This window comes from Jannaschia helgolandensis, from assembly GCF_900109285.1.
GTDB lineage: Bacteria > Pseudomonadota > Alphaproteobacteria > Rhodobacterales > Rhodobacteraceae > Jannaschia > Jannaschia helgolandensis.
The window spans coordinates 1-17157 of record NZ_FNZQ01000003.1 but is presented as its reverse complement, the minus strand read 5'-3'; the positions used below and the strand labels follow the sequence as shown (position 1 = coordinate 17157).

Below are 17157 nucleotides of genomic sequence, written 5' to 3'. Positions count from 1 at the left end.
GGGCGAACGCGCCGCCCCGGCCGGATGTCAGCGGATCATTCCATTTCGTTTGCGAAGACCGTCTCCTTGATCGTGGGCAACATCTCCTCGATGTTGTCCTTGGTCACGATCAGGATCGGCACGGTGATCTCCTTCTCGGGGGTGCCACCGGACAGATGCTCCACCATTGCCTCAGCGGACCGCACACCCATCAAGTAGGGCTGCTGCATTCCCGACACGACCAACTCGCCCGATTGCAGCAGGGGCACGAACTCCGGGATACCGTCGAACGCTCCGACCAGAATGTCGCCGTCCATCCGCGCCGCCTTGATCGCGCGCAGCGCGCCCAGCGTCGGCCCGTCGGTCTGCACGAACATGCCGGTCATGCCTGGGTTCGCCGTGATCATATCCTGAGTGAACTTGAAGGTCTCGTCCGCGGTATAGGCCTGCATCTGCTGCAATCCCGCTTCACCGGTGATGCCCGCCTCGTTCACCGCGTCCTTGAAGCCCTTGGTCCTGGCCTGACCGTTTAGCCGTGCCTGGCTGATGCCGACGATGCCGATAGTACCGTCAGCCTTTCCTTCCTCCTGCATCGCTGCGGCCAATGCTGCGCCGACGCCGTTCGCGCCTTCGTAATTGTTTGACCCGATGACCGAAACGAACTCACCCGAGTCGGTTCCGATATCGGCAATCACCACAGGAATTCCGGCGTTCTGCGCCAGCGTCAGCACCGCCGGGGCGGTGGAACTATCGGTCGGCGACAGCACGATGCCCGCCACGCCACGCGCGATCGCGTCCTGCGCGTTTTGCAACTGGGTCTGCGGATCGTTGGTGCTGTCGAGCGCTGAAAAGCCGTAGCCATTCTCCTCTGCAACGCTTTTCACGCCTTCCGAAACATATCGCCAGAAGGCAAGGTCAAGGCCGGGCGTCATATAGACCAGCTCTCCCTTGCCCTGTGCGGCGGCGGGCGCGGCCAGTCCCAGCGTTGCGACAGTCAGCGTGGCCGTGGCCATCTGCGTGAATGTTCTGCGATTGATCATTTTCGGGGTCCTCCTCCGGTTGCTTCAGTTGTCGCCGGTCCTGCATCGACAAGGATCTGACGAGTCGTTTCGTAGATACGGTTTTCATGGACCTGAAAGGCCGCGACTGCCGCATCGCCATCGCGGGCCTCCAGCGCGGCCAGGATGGCGCGATGGTCCGCGATACTGTTGCCGATGGCACCGGGCTGCGAGACGACGCGGCGGCGGTGATCAAGCAGATGCGAATAAAGTGTAGCGGCAATGTCCGAGAAAACCGCGTTGCCACATGCGCGATAAATGCCGAGATGGAATTCCCGGTCCGAGATCAGATATCGCACAGGGTCATCGATCGTGGCTTCCTGAACATCGATCTGGTTGTGCAATCGGGTCAGGGTCGGCGTGTCGATACGCTCCGCCGCCATTCGCGCAACCCGTGCCTCGATCAGCAGGCGCGCATCGTGCACATCCCCCAACACCCAACCCGTCGCCCTCGCCGGCACCCCCGCCAGTGCCATGTCGCCCAGGTCGTCGGAGATCACGACTGTCCGTGCGCCCTGCACGACCGAAAGCACACCGCGCGTGGACAGGATCAGCAGCGCCCCCCTTATGGTCTCGCGACTGACACCCAAGGCCGCAGCCAGTTCACGCTCTGCCGGGAGGGCATCGCCCACCGATAGCACATTGGTGGCGATGAGCGTGGCCAGCTTGTCGGCAATAGTGTCCTTCATCGACTGGCGCGGGACGCGTCCCAGTCCGGGCCCATCCTTCGACAGAAGGGTACGTACGTCCATGCTCCCTCCTCCCCAGGCTGGCGCGACACCGGACACCGGCGTCGTTTGGACTACTGGTCTGGACAGTGGACCAATCTGAAATTCGAGTCAACGACCTCGGTCTGAACCGGGCTAAAGCGTCGGTGAGACAGCAATGGCAGTGCATTTCAGGTGGTTTGAACCCACGCGTCGGCACCTTGCTGCGCGCTTGACCGACATATGGCGGAAATTCGGATTCCTGCGGTGTCCTTCAAAGAATTCCATCACGCATGGCATCGCCCGCAGCTTTGGCGCAGGATAAATCAGTAAGACAAACCGACACTAAGGGGGTTTCGTGGAGCGAGATGCCACGCTCAACTGGAGCACATTCGTCAATGTCGGCGCAGAGCAAGAGGGTAAATAAGTTACCTCTTCAGTGGCATCTGAATCAGGACATTTGCAGATATCCACTCCATTTAATATGGCTTCCGCCTGGCTCCGGTGAAGACAACCCCGGGCCACAAGCAGGCCAAGCCATACGGGGGCCGCTCTCGCGGCGATCGGCGCACAAGATCAGGCAGGAGTGAACCCAATGGCGCAGACATCGACCCTTTGCGTGAATGAGATTGACGTACTCGTCCCTAATTTCAAACGTCGCCTTTCCGGAGTCACGGCGACAATTGTTCGGCTCATCCCGCTTCAGGCCCGCGTGATGCGTGTTGCCGTTGTCGCCCCTGCGATGCCGCCCGAAATTCCGCAGGTTCCGGCCTTCGCATTGCTTACCATGTCGCGCCATGGCCCATCTGGACAGCGCATCTGGCATGCCCGGCGCAATGTTGAGATGATTGCCGGCCTGGCCCTGCGCCATTTGCTGCGCAAGCGGCTCAAGTTGATCTTCACTTCCGCATCCCAGCGAAACCATACCGGGCTCACCCGCTGGCTCATTCGCCAGATGGACGCGGTCGTCTCCACGTCCGAAAAAACGGCTGCATATCTCGAACGCCCCTCACAGGTGATCTACCATGGTATCGACAACGCTACCTTTTCGCCGCCGAAGGACCGCAGCGCTGTCCGCGAAGTGCTGCGCCTGCCCCCCGATGGCCTGCTGATCGGCTGCTACGGTCGCATCCGGGCGCAAAAGGGCACGGACCTTTTTGTCGAAGCTGCAATCGCGCTATGCAACCGAATCCCGTCCTTGCGGGCGGTCGCGGTTGGCCGTGCCGTGCCAAAGGATGAAGCTTTTCTCGCCGGGCTGATAGAGCGCGTACGTGCGGCGGGACTGGAAGATCGCATCCTGTTTCGCGATGAAGTGCCGGTCTGGGAGATGGCGGATTGGTACCGGGCGCTGGACGTATACATTGCCCCGCAACGCTGGGAAGGATTTGGCCTGACCCCGATCGAAGCGATGGCCTGCGGCGTACCCGTAGTCGCCTCAGACGTCGGTGCGTTCAGCGAACTGGTGGTGGAGGCCAAAACAGGTTTTGTTGTTGAGCCAGGGTCGGCGTCGCAGCTCGAGCAGGCGACGGCAGGGCTGCTTTCCGACCCGACCCGCCTTCATGCGTTTCAAACCGCGGCCCGCACGCATGTCGAACGACACTTTGATATCCGAACCGAAGCGGATGCGTTGATTCGCCTTTATCGAACGCAACTCGGGCATCCAAACGCCTGATCATTCAGGTGATATGATATCCGGCGAATCCGGTCTTAGAGCTAGTCAGGCCTGCGGCGTGCTGCTAACAGAAAAATAATCTAGAGATTGCTAAAAAGGTGTATATAAATAGTGAATTATATTTATGTATCGCCTCCTGCCCCCACTCTTGCCCGTTGGCGCCACATCACAACGGCATTCAAGGGTCAGTCGGTGCTCAGAATGCTTGAGTATGAAAACCTGGCATCGTTAAGTCTTTCCGGTCGCGTGCTCGACATGGGTGGCGGTCGCAATGCCCGCTACCTTCCGCTGCTTCCAAAAGGATTGACGGTTGAATCTGTCAATATCGACCCAAAAATCGAACCGACACACCTTGTGACACCTGGAGAGCCATTGCCCTTCGCGGACAACAGCTTCGATGCTGTCATATGCTTCAACACGCTTGAGCATATCTATGATGCGCGCGCAGTGCTGGATGAGCTTTATCGGATCATGAAACCGGGCGCAGAAGTGCATGTCATGGTGCCGTTCATGTTCCGCATTCACGGTCATCCTGATGATTATACCCGCGCCACGCCCAGTTGGTGGCGCGAGACCTTCCGCCGGACCGGCTTTTCGACCTTGCAGCTTAAACCTCTGGTCTGGGGGCGGCGCTCCACTGTGTCAGTCGTACCCGGCTTGTACGGACCGTTTCCACGGCTTCGGCTGCATATCGCGATGTTGCTTGACATCTTGACCGCCAAACTGCTGCTGCGTGGCGACACGATTTCAGGTCGCCGGGGGCAAAGCATCTGCGGAATATCGCCCGGCTGGTTCATGAGTGGGATGAAATGATGGCTGACGTGCTTACCGCCGCGAAGCCGCCTTTTTGCAACTTGCGCTTGCTTTGGCATCGGATGATAGGGCGCAAGGTGACAAAACTTGATGGGTTGCGACTTGTCTGTGACCCGGCCCTGGTGCGTCGCTCTGTTTCCACCGCCATCATTAAAGGCAGCTATGAGGCGCCGGAACGCATACTGGTGCGTGCGGCCTTGCGCCCTGGCGACAAGGTTGTTGAAGTCGGGACTGGCGTTGGTGTCGTCAGCCTTTTGTGCAATCATTTGGCGGGTGCGGGCAATGTAACCTCATTTGAGGCGAATTCCGCACTTGAGCCTATAATTCAGAAGAATTTCTCTCTAAATGGCATGACCCCACGCTTGCGATTGCGCGCGGTCACGGTTGATGGGTTGCCAATTAGCTTTTATCAGAATGAAAATGTTGTCTCATCCTCAATCTATGACCGGGGGTTGGAAGCGGAAAAAATAACAGTAGAAAGCGATCCAATTGATCACGTCCTTGCGGATGAACGTGCGACTGTGCTGGTGATGGACGTAGAAGGTGCCGAGATAGACCTGCTACGTGCGGCTGAACTATCCGGCTTGCGCGAAATCATCGTCGAGTTGCATCCCCACATCGTCGGCGAAGAGGCCACGCGAGCGATGATCGATGATGTCTGCGCAAGGGGTTTTGTCGATGCCGGGCGCATACGCAAAAACGTTCGACTGAGCCGCGTGCAATAATATGTGGCCAGTCTACGTCATCAACCTCGCAGACAACACGGCTCGTCTTGATGTAGTGAACGAAATTCTTGGTGCGCAGGGCATTTTGTTCGAGCGTGTGGATGGCGTAAACGGTTGGGCGTTGCCAGAAGATGAGATCGCCCGCGTATATGATGCCTCGCGCAACGCGAAGGATGGCCGCTACCCGCTCGTCCCCGCTGAAATCGGCTGCTACCTTTCGCATATCTCAGCATGGCAGCGCATAGCCGAAGGTATCGCGGCAGGCGGATTTATTTTCGAAGACGATTTCGCTGCAACGTCCCAGCTTGCAAACGTAATGGCGGCCCTGAGCGCGGATACCGTGGGTGATTGGGATATGGTCAAGCTCTTCACGCTGGACGATCAGGTTTCCCTCGGTGCGTCACGTGCACTGCTGGATGGCGTACTGATCGGCATTCCCTACCGGGTGCCAACCTGCCTGATTGGCTATGCACTGACGAAAGACGCTGCCGCGCGGCTGGTGGCGCGGGTTCCGCCGTTTTTTCGCCCTGTGGACGAGGACCAGAAGTTTATCTGGGAAACCGGGTTGCGGGTCGCCCTTGTCCTGCCACCGCCCGTAGTGCTCGGTGATCAGCAAGCCGCGACTGGCACCGTTGGCGGCGCGCGACGCAGCGCACGGCGCAGCGGTTTCAGGCAGTTCCTGCACCAGATTCTCTATGCGCTGGACTATCGCCGGGCCCTGGCGCGCCACCGCCGCCGCGAAGGCTGGGATGCATGACAGTAGAACGTGTCCTTCATATTCACTTCGGCAAAGAAGGCGGGGCAGAGCGGTTCTTCGTGAACCTTGCCCAGGCCTTTGCTGCCCGTGGTGTGGAGCAGCGTTTTGTCATCCGGCCCGGTCGGACGTGGGATGCGGACGTCGCAGCACTGGGCCCGGTGATCCACAATAATTTCGGTCGTTTGTCGCCAATGGCCCTGGTTGCGCATGTCCAGGTGGACCGCATGGTGAAGCGTTGGAAACCGAATGCCGTGATGGCATGGATGCCACGCGCGGGTCGGCTTTTGCACAGTTGGCCCGGTGTGGTGAAACTCGCCCGAATGGGTGATTTCCCTAAAAGTCTCAAGCATTTCGGAAAATGCGATACGCTTGTCGGCAATGTTCCTGGTATCGGCACACGCTGCCGCGATCTTGGCTGGACCAGACCGATGCTGACGATTTCGAATTTTCCACGCCAGATTGTCCCTGTACCGATTGATCGCGCCAGCCTTGATACCCCGGAAGATGCCTTCGTGGTGGCTGCCAGCGGTCGCTTTGTACCTCGCAAGGGCTTTGACGTGCTGATCCGCGCAGTGGCCCAACTGCCCGGAGCTTACCTGTGGTTGCTGGGCGACGGACAGGAACGCGGCGCTTTGGAAGCCCTGACACATGAACTTGGCATTGCCGACCGCGTACGTTTTTCAGGCTGGGTAGCTGAACCCATTCACGCCATCGCAGCGGCCGATGCCTTCGTCATGCCCTCCCGCCACGAACCCCTTGGAAATACACTGCTGGAAGCATGGCAAGCCGGAGTGCCAACCGTCTCCAGCCGATCCGAAGGCCCGGAATGGTTCATGCGCGACGGTATTGATGGAATTATGACCGAGATTGACGATCACAGCGCGATTGCCGCAGGTTTGGCCCGTATTCGCGATGATAAGGCCCTCGCTGCATCCTATGTGGCAGCCGCGCGCGATCGGCTGGAGCAATATTTCAGTAAAGATGCCGTGGTCGATGCGTATCTGCGCGTCTTCTCCGGAGATTTCGGCCACTAAGCCGATGCGCGCTCTGGTCATAAACCTTGCACATGAAACGAAGCGTTTGGCTTTTCAAACCGCTCAGGCGGAAAGCCTGCGGCTGGAATTGGAGATCGTGCCAGCTGTATCTGTGTCCCAGTTGCCAGGACTTGCCGGGGAAATGAACTGGGACCGCTGGCAAAGGCCATTGCGTGAGACAGAAAAAGCCGCGCTCCTGTCGCACCGTTCGGCATGGCATCGGGTGATCGCATTGGGTGTACCCACCCTTGTACTCGAAGATGACGCTTGGCTCATGCCTAATGCGGTGCCGCTGCTTTTGCAGGCGGAACGGCTGCCCGGCTTAGAACACCTTAGTCTTGAAACGCGCGGTCGCATGAAACTGCTGGGCGCCCCGCATCCGAAATTGCCAACCGTGCGGCGACTTTGGCTAGATCGAACCGGCGCTGCCGCCTACCTGCTTTGGCCTGAAGGTGCGCGCAAACTGGTTGATCGATCCAGCCAGGTCGCAGCACTTGCCGATGCTGTCCTGGTCGAAACACCGGGTCTTCTCCGCTGGCAGGCAGCCCCTGCGCAAGCCATCCAGATAGATATGGCCGCGCATTATGGCCTTGCCCCGCCGATCCCCATCAACAGCGCGATTTCCAATGCGGAACGCCCCCAGAACCGCAGCCGACGTCAACGCTTCACGCGCTTTGCACGTCAGATTCAAATGGGGGTTGCCCTGTTGCGTCCCGGCACGGAACGCGTTGAGCTGCGCCCGCAAGTCGACTGATTCATCCGTCAAACCCGGAGCCCTTACGCTCGGTATCAATCGAAGGAGCCAAAAAATGGCAGGTGCCCGTCCACAACAGGCCCTTTTGTCCCGCGACACGGATTTGTCCAGAACCGAATCCACCCGCGCGGTGATCGAAGGTATGGTGGACGGCTTGAACGACCACAGGATCGCCGACATCGGAGAGTTCTTTTCCGAAGGCTTTGGCTGGCACGGCAATCAGGGCTGCGGAAACAAGACCGGGCTGCGGGAATTTCAGGACAACTGGCAGAAGCCATTTCAGGCGGCCTTTGGCGACAAGGTCTGCATTGATGAGGCGCGTCTCTATATGGGCGAATGGGCCGCCGCTTTCGGGCGACAGGAGGCGACGCATCACGGGCCATTCATGGGCATTGCCGCAACGGGCAAGCGCGTCACGATCCGATATATGGACTTCTGGAAGGTGGTCGACGGCAAGATTGTCGACAATTGGGTAATGGTCGATTTCCCGCATGTTCTGGCGCAATTGGGTCGGGACGTTTTCAACGACGAGGGATGGGAAGCGTTCGACAGGGGCGAGAAGATCCCGCCTGCGCCCTGACCGGCATCAACCCAATACAATTCCCACAATCAGAACCATCAGTCCCAGGCCTGACAACGCCAGCGCCCCTAGATTCAGTGCGACAAGGCGGCGCAGTTTCGCCTCCATCGCAGTCCCTTCTAGCCCCTGACGCCTGGCGCGGACGGCCACGACGATACAATACAGCAGCGCCAGCACGCCCAGGCCCGCCAGCAGCGCGCCGATCCAGATCATTGCGGCCATGTTCCATCCTCCCGATTGCATCACCTTCGCCCCGGCGGTAGCGAAGGCGCCAGACCCCGACAAGAGGAGCAGGGAAAAATGGCAGATCTACACGTCATCGCGGAAGGGGCCGACAGTGGTCCTGCGGATACCTATCGCGTTACCGCCGACGAGCTGCGTCAGTTCATCGAGCGGATCGAGCGGTTGGAACAGGAAAAGAAGGACATCGCCGAGCAGGTGAAAGAAGTCATGGCCGAAGCCAAGGGACGTGGCTACGACACCAAGGTGATGCGCAAGGTCATCGCCCTGCGTAAACGCGAAGCCGATGATATCGCCGAGGAAGAGGCGATTCTGGACATGTACAAGGAAGCGTTGGGCATGAACTGACCACGCGGTCGCGCCTGCGATCAGGGGGCGATGAATGTGACATCGCCCATCGCCTTCAGCCGGGCGATGTCCGCTTCATAAAGGTCCGACAGACCGGCGATTATCTCGTCAGTCCAGCCAGGCAGGTCAATGTCGGGCGCGACGGCGGCCTCGTCGGCATATTTTCCAAGGAACGCCGTTACGACCTTGCGCCACGTCGGAAGGCCCTTGGCTGGATTGTCGCGCAGATATCCCTTGAGCCGCATGAACCCGCCCGGTGTCATGATCTGACGCAAGATTGCATCCTCTCCCGTCATCTCTGCCTCAACACCGGAAATGATGCGCAGGACATCGGGCCAGATCAAAGGCAGATCCTCGTTACACCAGATTGTCAGTGGCACGTCGGGGCAGGCTGCGCGCAGAGCAGCGACGGGTTCGGACCATGTGACCTGCGACAGATCGTGGCCCTCGATGAAGCTCTTGAAATTGTCGACGGATGAGGCTTCGAAGATTGCGGGAATGAACGTGGCGGGGTTCCGGATGCCCAGAAAGAACTCGACCGTATGACCCGGAAACAGATCGCGCAGCATTTGTGCCCTTTGTCCGGCCCCCTCGTAGATCGATGCCCCGGACAGCACCTTGGCATAGACGCCCAGAAACCCTTCGTAGCTCAGTACCAGACGATCCGCTGTTATCTTGTCCAGCAGGTCCGCGATCAGCGGATTGCCCATACCCGGCACCAGATTGCCACCGCTCTGCAACGCTTTGCGGATCGCCGGACGGGCCTTGCCCGCAGGCGGAATGGCGACCGAATGCTTCTGCATGAGTTCCTGATTGTCTGACAGGGTCTTGAGGATCAAATCCTCGTCGGTGCAATGCGCTCCGAGATGAATGGCGATGTCCAACGGCCCAATTCCCTTCAGGTCTTTTAAAGCACGTTATCGTTCGGGCGCTGGACAGGCAAACGGCAATGATCTAGCGCAGTTGCCATGTCCGACGGAAACACTCAGGCTCGTCTCTTGCGCTGGCCCGACCTCTGGTCTGCCGGGGCCTTGGCAATCGCGGGTCTGGTGCTGGTCCCGATTCTTGCCGTCGTCTGGATGGCCATGAACCCGTCCGAAAACATCTGGCCGCACCTGATGGCGACTGTATTGCCTCGCTATCTGGCAAACACGCTTATCCTGATGACCGGGGTCGGAGCCTTCGCTGCCGTAGTCGGAACCGGCACTGCCTGGTTGGTCGCCATGCACGAGTTTCCGGGCCGCCGCTGGCTGTCCTGGGCGATGCTGATGCCGCTGGCAATTCCGGCCTACGTAGGGGCTTATGCGCTGGTCAACTTCCTAGACTATGCCGGACCGGTGCAGGTCGCCTTGCGGTCCACCTTCGGTTGGACGAACGCCGCAGATTATGCTTTTCCTGCAATACGATCCCTGCCCTTCGCAGTCCTCGTCATCGGTCTGTCGCTGTATCCGTATGTCTTTCTGCTGGCCCGCGCAGCCTTCGCCGAACAATCCGGCGCGGGCTATGAAGTCGCGCGCGCTCTGGGCGCTGGCCCATGGCGGCGGTTCGCCTCGGTCGGCCTGCCGCTGGCCCGGCCTGCGATCGCTGCGGGCGTAGCCGTCGTGATGATGGAGAGTGTGAATGATTTCGGTGTCGTCGATTTCTTCGGGGTGCAAACGCTGACGACCGGCATCTTCACCGTCTGGCTTCAGGGCGGCAACGCCGGTGGTGCGGCACAGATCGCCTGCGTTATCCTTCTGGTCATCGCCGGGCTGGTTTTGCTGGAACGAAAATCCCGCGCCCGCCGCCGGTTCTGGCAGGCCGCGCGGTCACAGCGCCCGGTTGAGCGGACGGCGATCACCGGGCCCAAGGCATGGCTGGCGACGCTCGCCTGTGTTCTGCCGCTGAGCTTGGGTTTCGGATTTCCGGTCATGGTGATGGGCTGGCACGCTGTGTTTCAGGCCAACGGCTGGCTGGCACCAGGTCTGGCCGGTGCCCTGCTCAACACGCTGACGGTTGCAGGGACGGCAGCTATCCTGACAGTCGGCCTGGCACTGTTCATGACTTATGGAGTGCGCATGACGGGTCGCGCCCTGCCACGCCTGTTGCTGCCGGTCACGACAGTCGGCTATGCCGCCCCCGGCGCAGTATTGGGCTTGGGTGTTCTTATTCCGCTGGCGGCATTGGACAATCGTGTGGCAGACGGTATTCTGGCTGTCACGGGATGGGATCCGGGGCTGATCCTGACCGGAACGTCAATCGCCCTGATTTTTGCTTATGTCGTCCGGTTCTTCGCGATCGGACAAGGTGCCGCGGACGCTGCTCTGGGCCGCATCCCCCCGTCTTTGCCACTTGCCGCGCGATCCCTGGGACAGGGACCCGGCGGTGTATTGCGCAGAATTCACCTGCCGCTGATGCGCGGATCGGTGATGATGGCGCTGCTTCTGGTGTTTGTGGACGCGATGAAGGAGCTGCCGGCCACGTTGCTTTTGCGCCCTTTCGGTTTCGATACACTGGCCACCCGCGTCCATGACCAGGCCTCGCTGGAACGCCTTTCGCAAGCTGCTCCGGCGGCACTGGTGATCACAGCAGTCGGTCTTGTTGCTGTCCTCTTGCTTGCCCGCGCTGACGCCGCTAGATGATCGCCTGTGTGCCCCTATAGCTCAGCTGGTAGAGCAACTGATTTGTAATCAGTAGGTCCGCGGTTCGAGTCCGTGTGGGGGCACCAATATCTATTTAAAATCAGATACTTGCGTTATGGCCGCGATGCGGCAAAATTGTGTCGAAAAATCCGGAAGCTTATCGGAAGCCGGGATCGCGTAAAACGTCGGTGTTGCACTAGAATCACGCCTTATCGAAAACTGCGCGGCCATGGTTTTTGCGTCCAACGCGCCGCCCAAATGGCTGGCCGCTGACCCTTGTATTGCGCCGAAGTGCGCCGATAGTGTCGCGCAACCATAAGGGATAGTTGTATTGTCACCTGTAGACGATTTTGTCAGCCGCTTGACCGCGATCCATGCCACCGGCAACGCCACCGAACATTCCTATCGGTCCGCCTTTGAAACCCTGTTCGCGGCGCTGGACCCGGCCATCACCGCCCTTAACGAACCCAAGCGCGTCAAATGCGGAGCACCCGATTTCATCGTGTCCAAGGGTGATATTGTCATCGGCCATGTGGAGGCGAAAGACCTGCACATTGGCGTCCAGGGCATGAAAGACGCGAACAAGAACCAGCAGGACCGCTACCGCGCCGCCTTGCCGAACCTGATCTATACGAACTGCCTTGATTGGGACTTTTACCGCGATGGCGATCTGGTCGCATCCGTTACCATCGCGGATTTCGTCATGGGCATTCAGCCCAAGCCTGACCAATTCGCGGCACTTGAAAACCTCTTGCGTGATTTTATCGCCCAGCGGCCACAGACAATTACGTCGCCGCGCGATCTGGCCGAACGGATGGCAGGCAAGGCCAATCTAATTAAAGATGTGCTTGGTAAAACCCTCCGCGACGACGCCGAACTGCGCAGCGAACTGGCCGTGCAGTATCAGGCGTTCAAGGAAAACCTGATCCATGATATCTCGCCTGAGGACTTTGCCGACATCTACGCCGAAACCATCGCCTACGGCATGTTCGCGGCCCGCCTGCACGACACGACGCTAGACACGTTCAGCAGGCAAGAGGCGCTGGAACTGCTGCCCAAATCCAACCCCTTTCTACGATCACTGTTCAGCTATGTCGCGGGCTATGACCTGGACGACCGGATCGCATGGATCATCGATGATCTGGCCGCAGTGTTCCGCGCCTGCGATGTGGGCAAGCTGATGGAGGGCTTTGGCAAGCTCACGGGACAGAATGACCCCTTCCTGCACTTTTACGAAACTTTCCTTGCCGCCTATAATCCGGCCAAGCGCAAGGCGCGAGGGGTCTGGTATACACCGGAACCCGTTGTCAATTTCATCGTGCGGGCGGTGGACGAGGTGTTGCAGACCGAATTCGGCCTGCCGGACGGTCTGGCCGACACATCGAAAGTGACGCTGGATTGGGACACCGGACAGACCGACAAGCGGGGCAAGGCCGTCACGATCAAGAAGGACGTGCACCGCGTCCAGATACTTGACCCTGCCACCGGCACCGGCACCTTTCTGGCCGAGGTCATCAAACAGATCGCGCCAAAGGTGCAGGGCATCGCCCCCGGCATGTGGTCGCAATACATCGACAAGACCTGATCCCGCGCCTGCACGGGTTCGAGTTGCTGATGGCGTCCTATGCCATGTGCCACATGAAGCTGGACATGATCCTGACCGAAATGGGCTACAAACCCACCAAGGAACCGCCCCGCCTTGGGGTCTATCTGACCAACTCGCTTGAGGAAGGCGAACCTGCCAACCAGACCCTGCCCTTTACCCAATGGCTATCGCGCGAGGCCAAGGGCGCCAACACTATCAAACGCGACATGCCCATCATGTGCGTGATCGGGAACCCGCCTTATCTGGGCGAAGGCGGCGTGTCCGAGGGTTGGATCGGCAACCTGATGGATGATTACAAAAAGGAACCCGGCGGGGTTGAGAAGCTGAAAGAGCGCAACCCGAAATGGCTCAATGATCTTTATGTCAAATTCATCCGCATGTCCTCGCACCTGATCGAAAAGAACGGCGAAGGCGTGCTGGGCTTCATCACCAACCACGGCTATCTGGATAACCCGACCTTTCGGGGTATGCGTTGGCACCTGCTCAAGACCTTTGACAAGGTTTACGTGCTGGACCTGCACGGCAACGCAAAGAAAAAAGAGGTCACGCCAGAGGGCAAACCCGACAAGAACGTCTTTGATATTCAGCAAGGCGTGTCGATCATCATAGGCGTGAAGAAAAAGGACGGTGGCGAGGGTCTGGCCAAGGTTTTCCACGGTGATCTGTGGGGGGACCGGAAGGGGAAATATGCGGCGTTGGAGGGGGGCGGTTTCAATCTCTGTCCTACGAAGCTCGTTCCAACGGCACCGTGGTTTATGCTTGAAGAATACGACGAAGCCGCTGCATTGATCTATCGGGAAGGACTGTCCATCCCTGAATTTTTCGGTGTCGGTGGAACTGGTGTCGTTACCAAAAGAGATAAGCTAACAATACACCGTAACAAGGTTGGGGTATCTCAAGCAGTCAGAGACATGCTGGAACAAACTGAAGCAGAAGTCAGGAAAAAGTATTCTTTACCAAATGACGTCAGAGATTGGCGGTATCAGTGGGCCAAAGATGACTTAACTGACCACAAATCCAGTTTTTCGATTGAGCCAATCGCTTATCGACCGTTCGATAGCAGATTCATCTACTACTCTGGCCGATCTCGCGGGTTTGTCGGTTGGCCAGTTGAGAAAATCATGGGCCATTTTGTGCGGGGAATAAACATTGGGCTTGCTACTGCCCGAAGCAACAAAAACCCAACCCCAGACCATTTCTTTATCGTCGACCGAATGATGGAAACCAAATGCGCTGAGAGCAGCACACAATCTGCCGTCTTCCCCCTCTACCTCTACCCCGATCCACAAGACCTCGACCAAACCCGCCGTGTCAACTTTGACCCGAAAGTCTGGAAGAAACTCAAAGCCAAGGCCACCCACCCCACCCACGGGGAACCGGATGAAATCCAGACCTTTGATTACATCTATGGCGTGCTGCACTGCCCCGCCTACCGCGACACCTATGCCGAGTTCCTGAAAATCGACTTTCCCCGCATCCCGTGGCCCGCCAGCCCCGATGAATTCCGGGATATCTCGACCAAGGGCGCGGCCCTGCGCAAGCTGCACCTGATGGTCCCCGCCGCCATCGGCGCGACCCCCTACGCCTTTCGGGGCGACGGCGACAACGTCGTGGACAAGCCGCACCATGACGGCGGCAAGGTCTGGATCAACGGGACGCAATATTTCGATGCAGTCCCCGATGTGTCCTGGGGGTTCTATATCGGGGGCTATCAGCCCGCGCAGAAATGGCTCAAGGATCGCAAGGGGCGGGCGCTGACGTTCGACGATGTGAAGCACTATCAGCGGATCATCAAGATTCTGTCGGAAACCGATCGGATCATGCGCACGATAACCATGACGCTGTAAGGCTGTCTCGGGACATGCAAAAGCGCCCTATGTTACATAAGGCGCTTTCGGCTGTCCGGTGACGGTCCCTCATCTTACATGGGGGCGTCCGGTTTCTGGATGAACACATACCGTTCCGACGCTTCGCGCAACTGCCGTTCCGTCTTGATGGAATCGGCCTGCACCGCGTCCTTCATCTGCTGCGCGGTGGCATCAAACACATTGGGCAGATCGGCGGGCTTTTTCCCTTCCAAAGCCGCAAGCGCGATACTGCACCCGAGGATGTTGCGAAAGATCGTCGATATGTGCTGCTCACGGTGAATTTCCTTCAAGGGGTTCGGGTCCGCGCCGCTGCGCATTTCGGTCAGATCGTCGTTCATTTCAGCGCAAGCGATTTCCCAGAACACGTGATTGGGCCAGCGGGCGCGGTTCAAGTCCAACGGTGCCGGGTCCGTATAGCGGACCACCTCGCCTGAATGGCGGCAAAGATCACCGAATTTTTCGAACAGGTCCGCCCATGTGCGGATGCCCCAGGTGTCTTTCAGCAGGTTCTTACCGGCGCGGAATTCTGCCCGCCAGACACGGCTTTGCGTCGGATCGGTTGGGTCCAATGCCGTAGGGATATGATACGTAGGGTCCAGCCTTTCGCTATGTAACGTATCGTAAGGGGCAGGGCCGTTGTTCAACTTGCGTAAGGTATGGTTCCAGATTTCCCACCAATACGGTTTTTGGTGGGCCATGATTTCTGCCCGTTTGTCGTAGATGATGATCTGTCGATTGGCGACTGCGCCGACCGTGACGGATGTGGTGCGACCGGATTTGCCGAACCCGACCGTATCGTCAAATGTAATATGGTCACGCCGTCCGGTGCTGCTGGACATGACAAAGTTGTCGGGGATCAGGACGAAATCGGGGGCTAACAAGTCTACGCAAAAATCGACGCGGGACATGCTGATATCGGTGTCAGTGAACCGGATGCCGAACCGCTCAAGCACATGATCGACGTGTGCCTTTGCTGCGCCAAGCCCATGCACGGCCATGAAATATGACCCGAAGCTTAGTCGGATGCCCCAAGGGTCTTTGCTATTGGGTTTTTTGAAAGACCACGACGCCCCGTCGTCACCGCCGCTAGCAACGAACCGATACCCGCTGCCGCCGTGTGATTTCAGATGCAGTTGGATGCTGTTAAAATTGATCAGCACGTCGCGGCGTTCTTCGTCAGCGCGTTCTTTCTCTTTTTCAAGATACTGGAATAGGTCTTCAGGGATATTTGCCTTCACCGCGAGGGCCAGCGTGTCAAAACCACGGTGCAGCACAATTGGCGGATGTCTCGGGCTGTCTGTATTTGCAGAGGGGGGTGCTACAATCACCCCCCTTTGGCACGGTTCCAGTTTTTGTTCGGCGTCGGATTTGATTGTGCCTCCGGCGGGGTAGCATTTGTTTTGGGGCCGAGCGGCGCGCTCGGCTTGCCGGTTACTTGTCCGCATTGGTCTGCCTCGCGATCCAGTTTTCTGCGCGTTCTGCGCACTTGGCGATGTTCAGAAGATCGGCATGGGCATAGCTGGTGGTGCTCTGCCAATGCCCTGATGCGTCTTTGTAGGACCGGGAGAAATCGACCGAAAAGAAGCTGTCGTTCTTCCAAACAGTCGCGGTGATAAGCCCAAGCCGGAGCTTGTAAGGGGGAGTATTTGTCATGTTGATGCTTTCAAATTGAAAGGTTAACGGCGGGCAAAGGAAGGGCGCGAAGTGACGACACCTCGCGCCCTTTTTTGAGCCTGTCGGCCCCAAAATCCCCCGCCGCGCTACCAACTCGACGGGGGCAAAACTGAATGTCAGATGGTCTGAGAGGTGTTCGAGACAGTTCGCGCCGCGTTCCACTTGTCGAGGTCAGCCCGGCGATATCGGATTGACCTGCTGGACACTTTCACGAAGTCAGGGCCGCCGCCCCGGTGACGCCAATTCTGCAAGGCGCGCACGGAGTAGCAGAGGATCGAAGCGGCCTCGCGCTCGTCTACTAAGGCTGACTTCGTTACGGATTCTTGGGACATTTGTGGCTCTCACGTTGGCTAAAGTTGACGTTGTGAGAACAAGTTAGTCTGGCGTAGGTGTTTGATCCCACGGTTTGATGGTGCGATCCATTCGATGGACTGGAAGGAAGCACTATGGGACAAGTTCGTCACGGCAGCGCCACGACCACGTACGCCGTCAGAGCAGCAATACAGCGATCGCAAGCTTCGATCGCGGGGTTGAGCCGAGAGCTTGGGATCAATCCCAAGACGGTTGCAAAGTGGCGCAAGCGGCAAACGGTTGAAGATCAGAAGACCGGGCCCAAGGAGCCGCGCTCAACGGTTCTCAGCGCCGAAGAGGAAGCCGTCGTTATTGCCTTCCGCTGCCATACTCTGCTCCCGCTCGACGACTGTCTTTATGCGTTGCAGCC

18 protein-coding genes, 1 tRNA gene and 1 pseudogene are annotated in these 17157 nt (G+C 58.5%); 13 read left to right on the top strand and 7 right to left on the bottom strand.

Translation table 11 applies throughout. The features are described from left to right. Positions 1-35 precede the first annotated feature (35 nt). Both BMY38_RS09075 and BMY38_RS09070 read right to left on the bottom strand, forming a co-directional pair. Positions 36-1019 carry a substrate-binding domain-containing protein gene (locus BMY38_RS09075; protein WP_175495827.1) on the bottom strand — a complete coding sequence of 328 codons (984 nt, stop codon included), beginning with the start codon at positions 1017-1019 and terminating at the stop codon, positions 36-38. Next, positions 1016-1789, bottom strand: a complete 774-nt coding sequence (locus BMY38_RS09070; protein WP_092762079.1) for a FadR/GntR family transcriptional regulator — start codon at positions 1787-1789, stop codon at positions 1016-1018. Before BMY38_RS09070 ends, BMY38_RS09075 begins: the two co-directional genes overlap by 4 nt. Before the next feature lie 550 nt (positions 1790-2339). Here BMY38_RS09070 and BMY38_RS09065 point away from each other — a divergent pair. The 7 genes from BMY38_RS09065 to BMY38_RS09035 all read left to right on the top strand — a co-directional run bounded on the left by BMY38_RS09065 (position 2340) and on the right by BMY38_RS09035 (position 8079). After that, entirely contained in the window at positions 2340-3416 is a 1077-nt protein-coding gene (locus BMY38_RS09065; RefSeq protein ID WP_092762077.1) for a glycosyltransferase family 4 protein, read from the top strand. Between the two features lie 201 nt (positions 3417-3617). Continuing rightward, complete coding sequence (locus BMY38_RS09060; RefSeq protein WP_092762075.1) at positions 3618-4229, top strand: class I SAM-dependent methyltransferase; 612 nt, start codon at positions 3618-3620, stop codon at positions 4227-4229. Further along, positions 4229-4954: an FkbM family methyltransferase gene (locus BMY38_RS09055; protein ID WP_175495826.1), complete on the top strand. Its 726-nt coding sequence runs from the start codon at positions 4229-4231 to the stop codon at positions 4952-4954. The genes BMY38_RS09060 and BMY38_RS09055 overlap by 1 nt, the downstream gene beginning before the upstream one ends. Before the next feature lies 1 nt (position 4955). Next, positions 4956-5711 (top strand): glycosyltransferase family 25 protein, encoded by a 756-nt coding sequence (locus BMY38_RS09050; protein WP_092762071.1) that lies wholly within the window; start codon positions 4956-4958, stop codon positions 5709-5711. Continuing rightward, complete coding sequence (locus tag BMY38_RS09045) at positions 5708-6745, top strand: glycosyltransferase (RefSeq protein ID WP_092762069.1); 1038 nt, start codon at positions 5708-5710, stop codon at positions 6743-6745. Before BMY38_RS09050 ends, BMY38_RS09045 begins: the two co-directional genes overlap by 4 nt. 4 nt (positions 6746-6749) lie before the next feature. Continuing rightward, positions 6750-7499: a glycosyltransferase family 25 protein gene (locus BMY38_RS09040; RefSeq protein WP_175495825.1), complete on the top strand. Its 750-nt coding sequence runs from the start codon at positions 6750-6752 to the stop codon at positions 7497-7499. Positions 7500-7554: 55 nt separating this feature from the next. Then, positions 7555-8079, top strand: coding sequence for an ester cyclase (locus BMY38_RS09035; RefSeq protein ID WP_092762065.1), 525 nt, complete (start codon positions 7555-7557; stop codon positions 8077-8079). 6 nt (positions 8080-8085) lie between these two features. Here the strand turns inward: BMY38_RS09035 and BMY38_RS09030 are convergent, their stop codons facing one another. Beyond that, positions 8086-8301 (bottom strand): hypothetical protein, encoded by a 216-nt coding sequence (locus BMY38_RS09030; protein ID WP_092762063.1) that lies wholly within the window; start codon positions 8299-8301, stop codon positions 8086-8088. A gap of 78 nt (positions 8302-8379) precedes the next feature. Here BMY38_RS09030 and BMY38_RS09025 point away from each other — a divergent pair, with 78 nt between their 5' ends. Continuing rightward, the gene (locus tag BMY38_RS09025; protein ID WP_092762061.1) at positions 8380-8667 is read left to right on the top strand and encodes a DUF2312 domain-containing protein; all 288 of its coding nucleotides are present in this window, start codon (positions 8380-8382) and stop codon (positions 8665-8667) included. Positions 8668-8687: 20 nt separating this feature from the next. On the opposite strand, the gene BMY38_RS09020 is transcribed toward BMY38_RS09025, so the two are convergent. After that, complete coding sequence (locus BMY38_RS09020) at positions 8688-9551, bottom strand: hypothetical protein (protein ID WP_092762059.1); 864 nt, start codon at positions 9549-9551, stop codon at positions 8688-8690. Between the two features lie 84 nt (positions 9552-9635). On the opposite strand from BMY38_RS09020, the gene BMY38_RS09015 reads away from it, so the two are divergent. From BMY38_RS09015 to BMY38_RS18300, 4 genes are all read left to right on the top strand, one after another. After that, entirely contained in the window at positions 9636-11288 is a 1653-nt protein-coding gene (locus tag BMY38_RS09015; RefSeq protein WP_092762057.1) for an ABC transporter permease, read from the top strand. Between the two features lie 10 nt (positions 11289-11298). Then, positions 11299-11374, top strand: a tRNA-Thr gene (locus tag BMY38_RS09010). A 245-nt stretch (positions 11375-11619) separates the two neighbouring features. Next, entirely contained in the window at positions 11620-12873 is a 1254-nt protein-coding gene (locus tag BMY38_RS18305) for an N-6 DNA methylase (protein WP_217638799.1), read from the top strand. A gap of 65 nt (positions 12874-12938) precedes the next feature. Continuing rightward, on the top strand, positions 12939-14741 hold the full coding sequence (locus BMY38_RS18300; RefSeq protein WP_217638798.1) for a type ISP restriction/modification enzyme: 1803 nt from the start codon (positions 12939-12941) through the stop codon (positions 14739-14741). Between the two features lie 74 nt (positions 14742-14815). On the opposite strand, the gene BMY38_RS09000 is transcribed toward BMY38_RS18300, so the two are convergent. The 3 genes from BMY38_RS09000 to BMY38_RS18605 all read right to left on the bottom strand — a co-directional run bounded on the left by BMY38_RS09000 (position 14816) and on the right by BMY38_RS18605 (position 16768). Beyond that, on the bottom strand, positions 14816-15760 hold the full coding sequence (locus BMY38_RS09000; protein WP_139204689.1) for a hypothetical protein: 945 nt from the start codon (positions 15758-15760) through the stop codon (positions 14816-14818). 433 nt (positions 15761-16193) lie between these two features. Then, positions 16194-16598, bottom strand: coding sequence for a hypothetical protein (locus tag BMY38_RS18390; protein ID WP_245737556.1), 405 nt, complete (start codon positions 16596-16598; stop codon positions 16194-16196). Then, positions 16553-16768, bottom strand: coding sequence for a helix-turn-helix transcriptional regulator (locus BMY38_RS18605; RefSeq protein WP_092762051.1), 216 nt, complete (start codon positions 16766-16768; stop codon positions 16553-16555). The genes BMY38_RS18390 and BMY38_RS18605 overlap by 46 nt, the downstream gene beginning before the upstream one ends. A 114-nt stretch (positions 16769-16882) precedes the next feature. On the opposite strand from BMY38_RS18605, the pseudogene BMY38_RS08985 reads away from it, so the two are divergent. Next, positions 16883-17157 (top strand): annotated as a pseudogene (locus tag BMY38_RS08985) (IS481 family transposase); the annotation flags it as partial.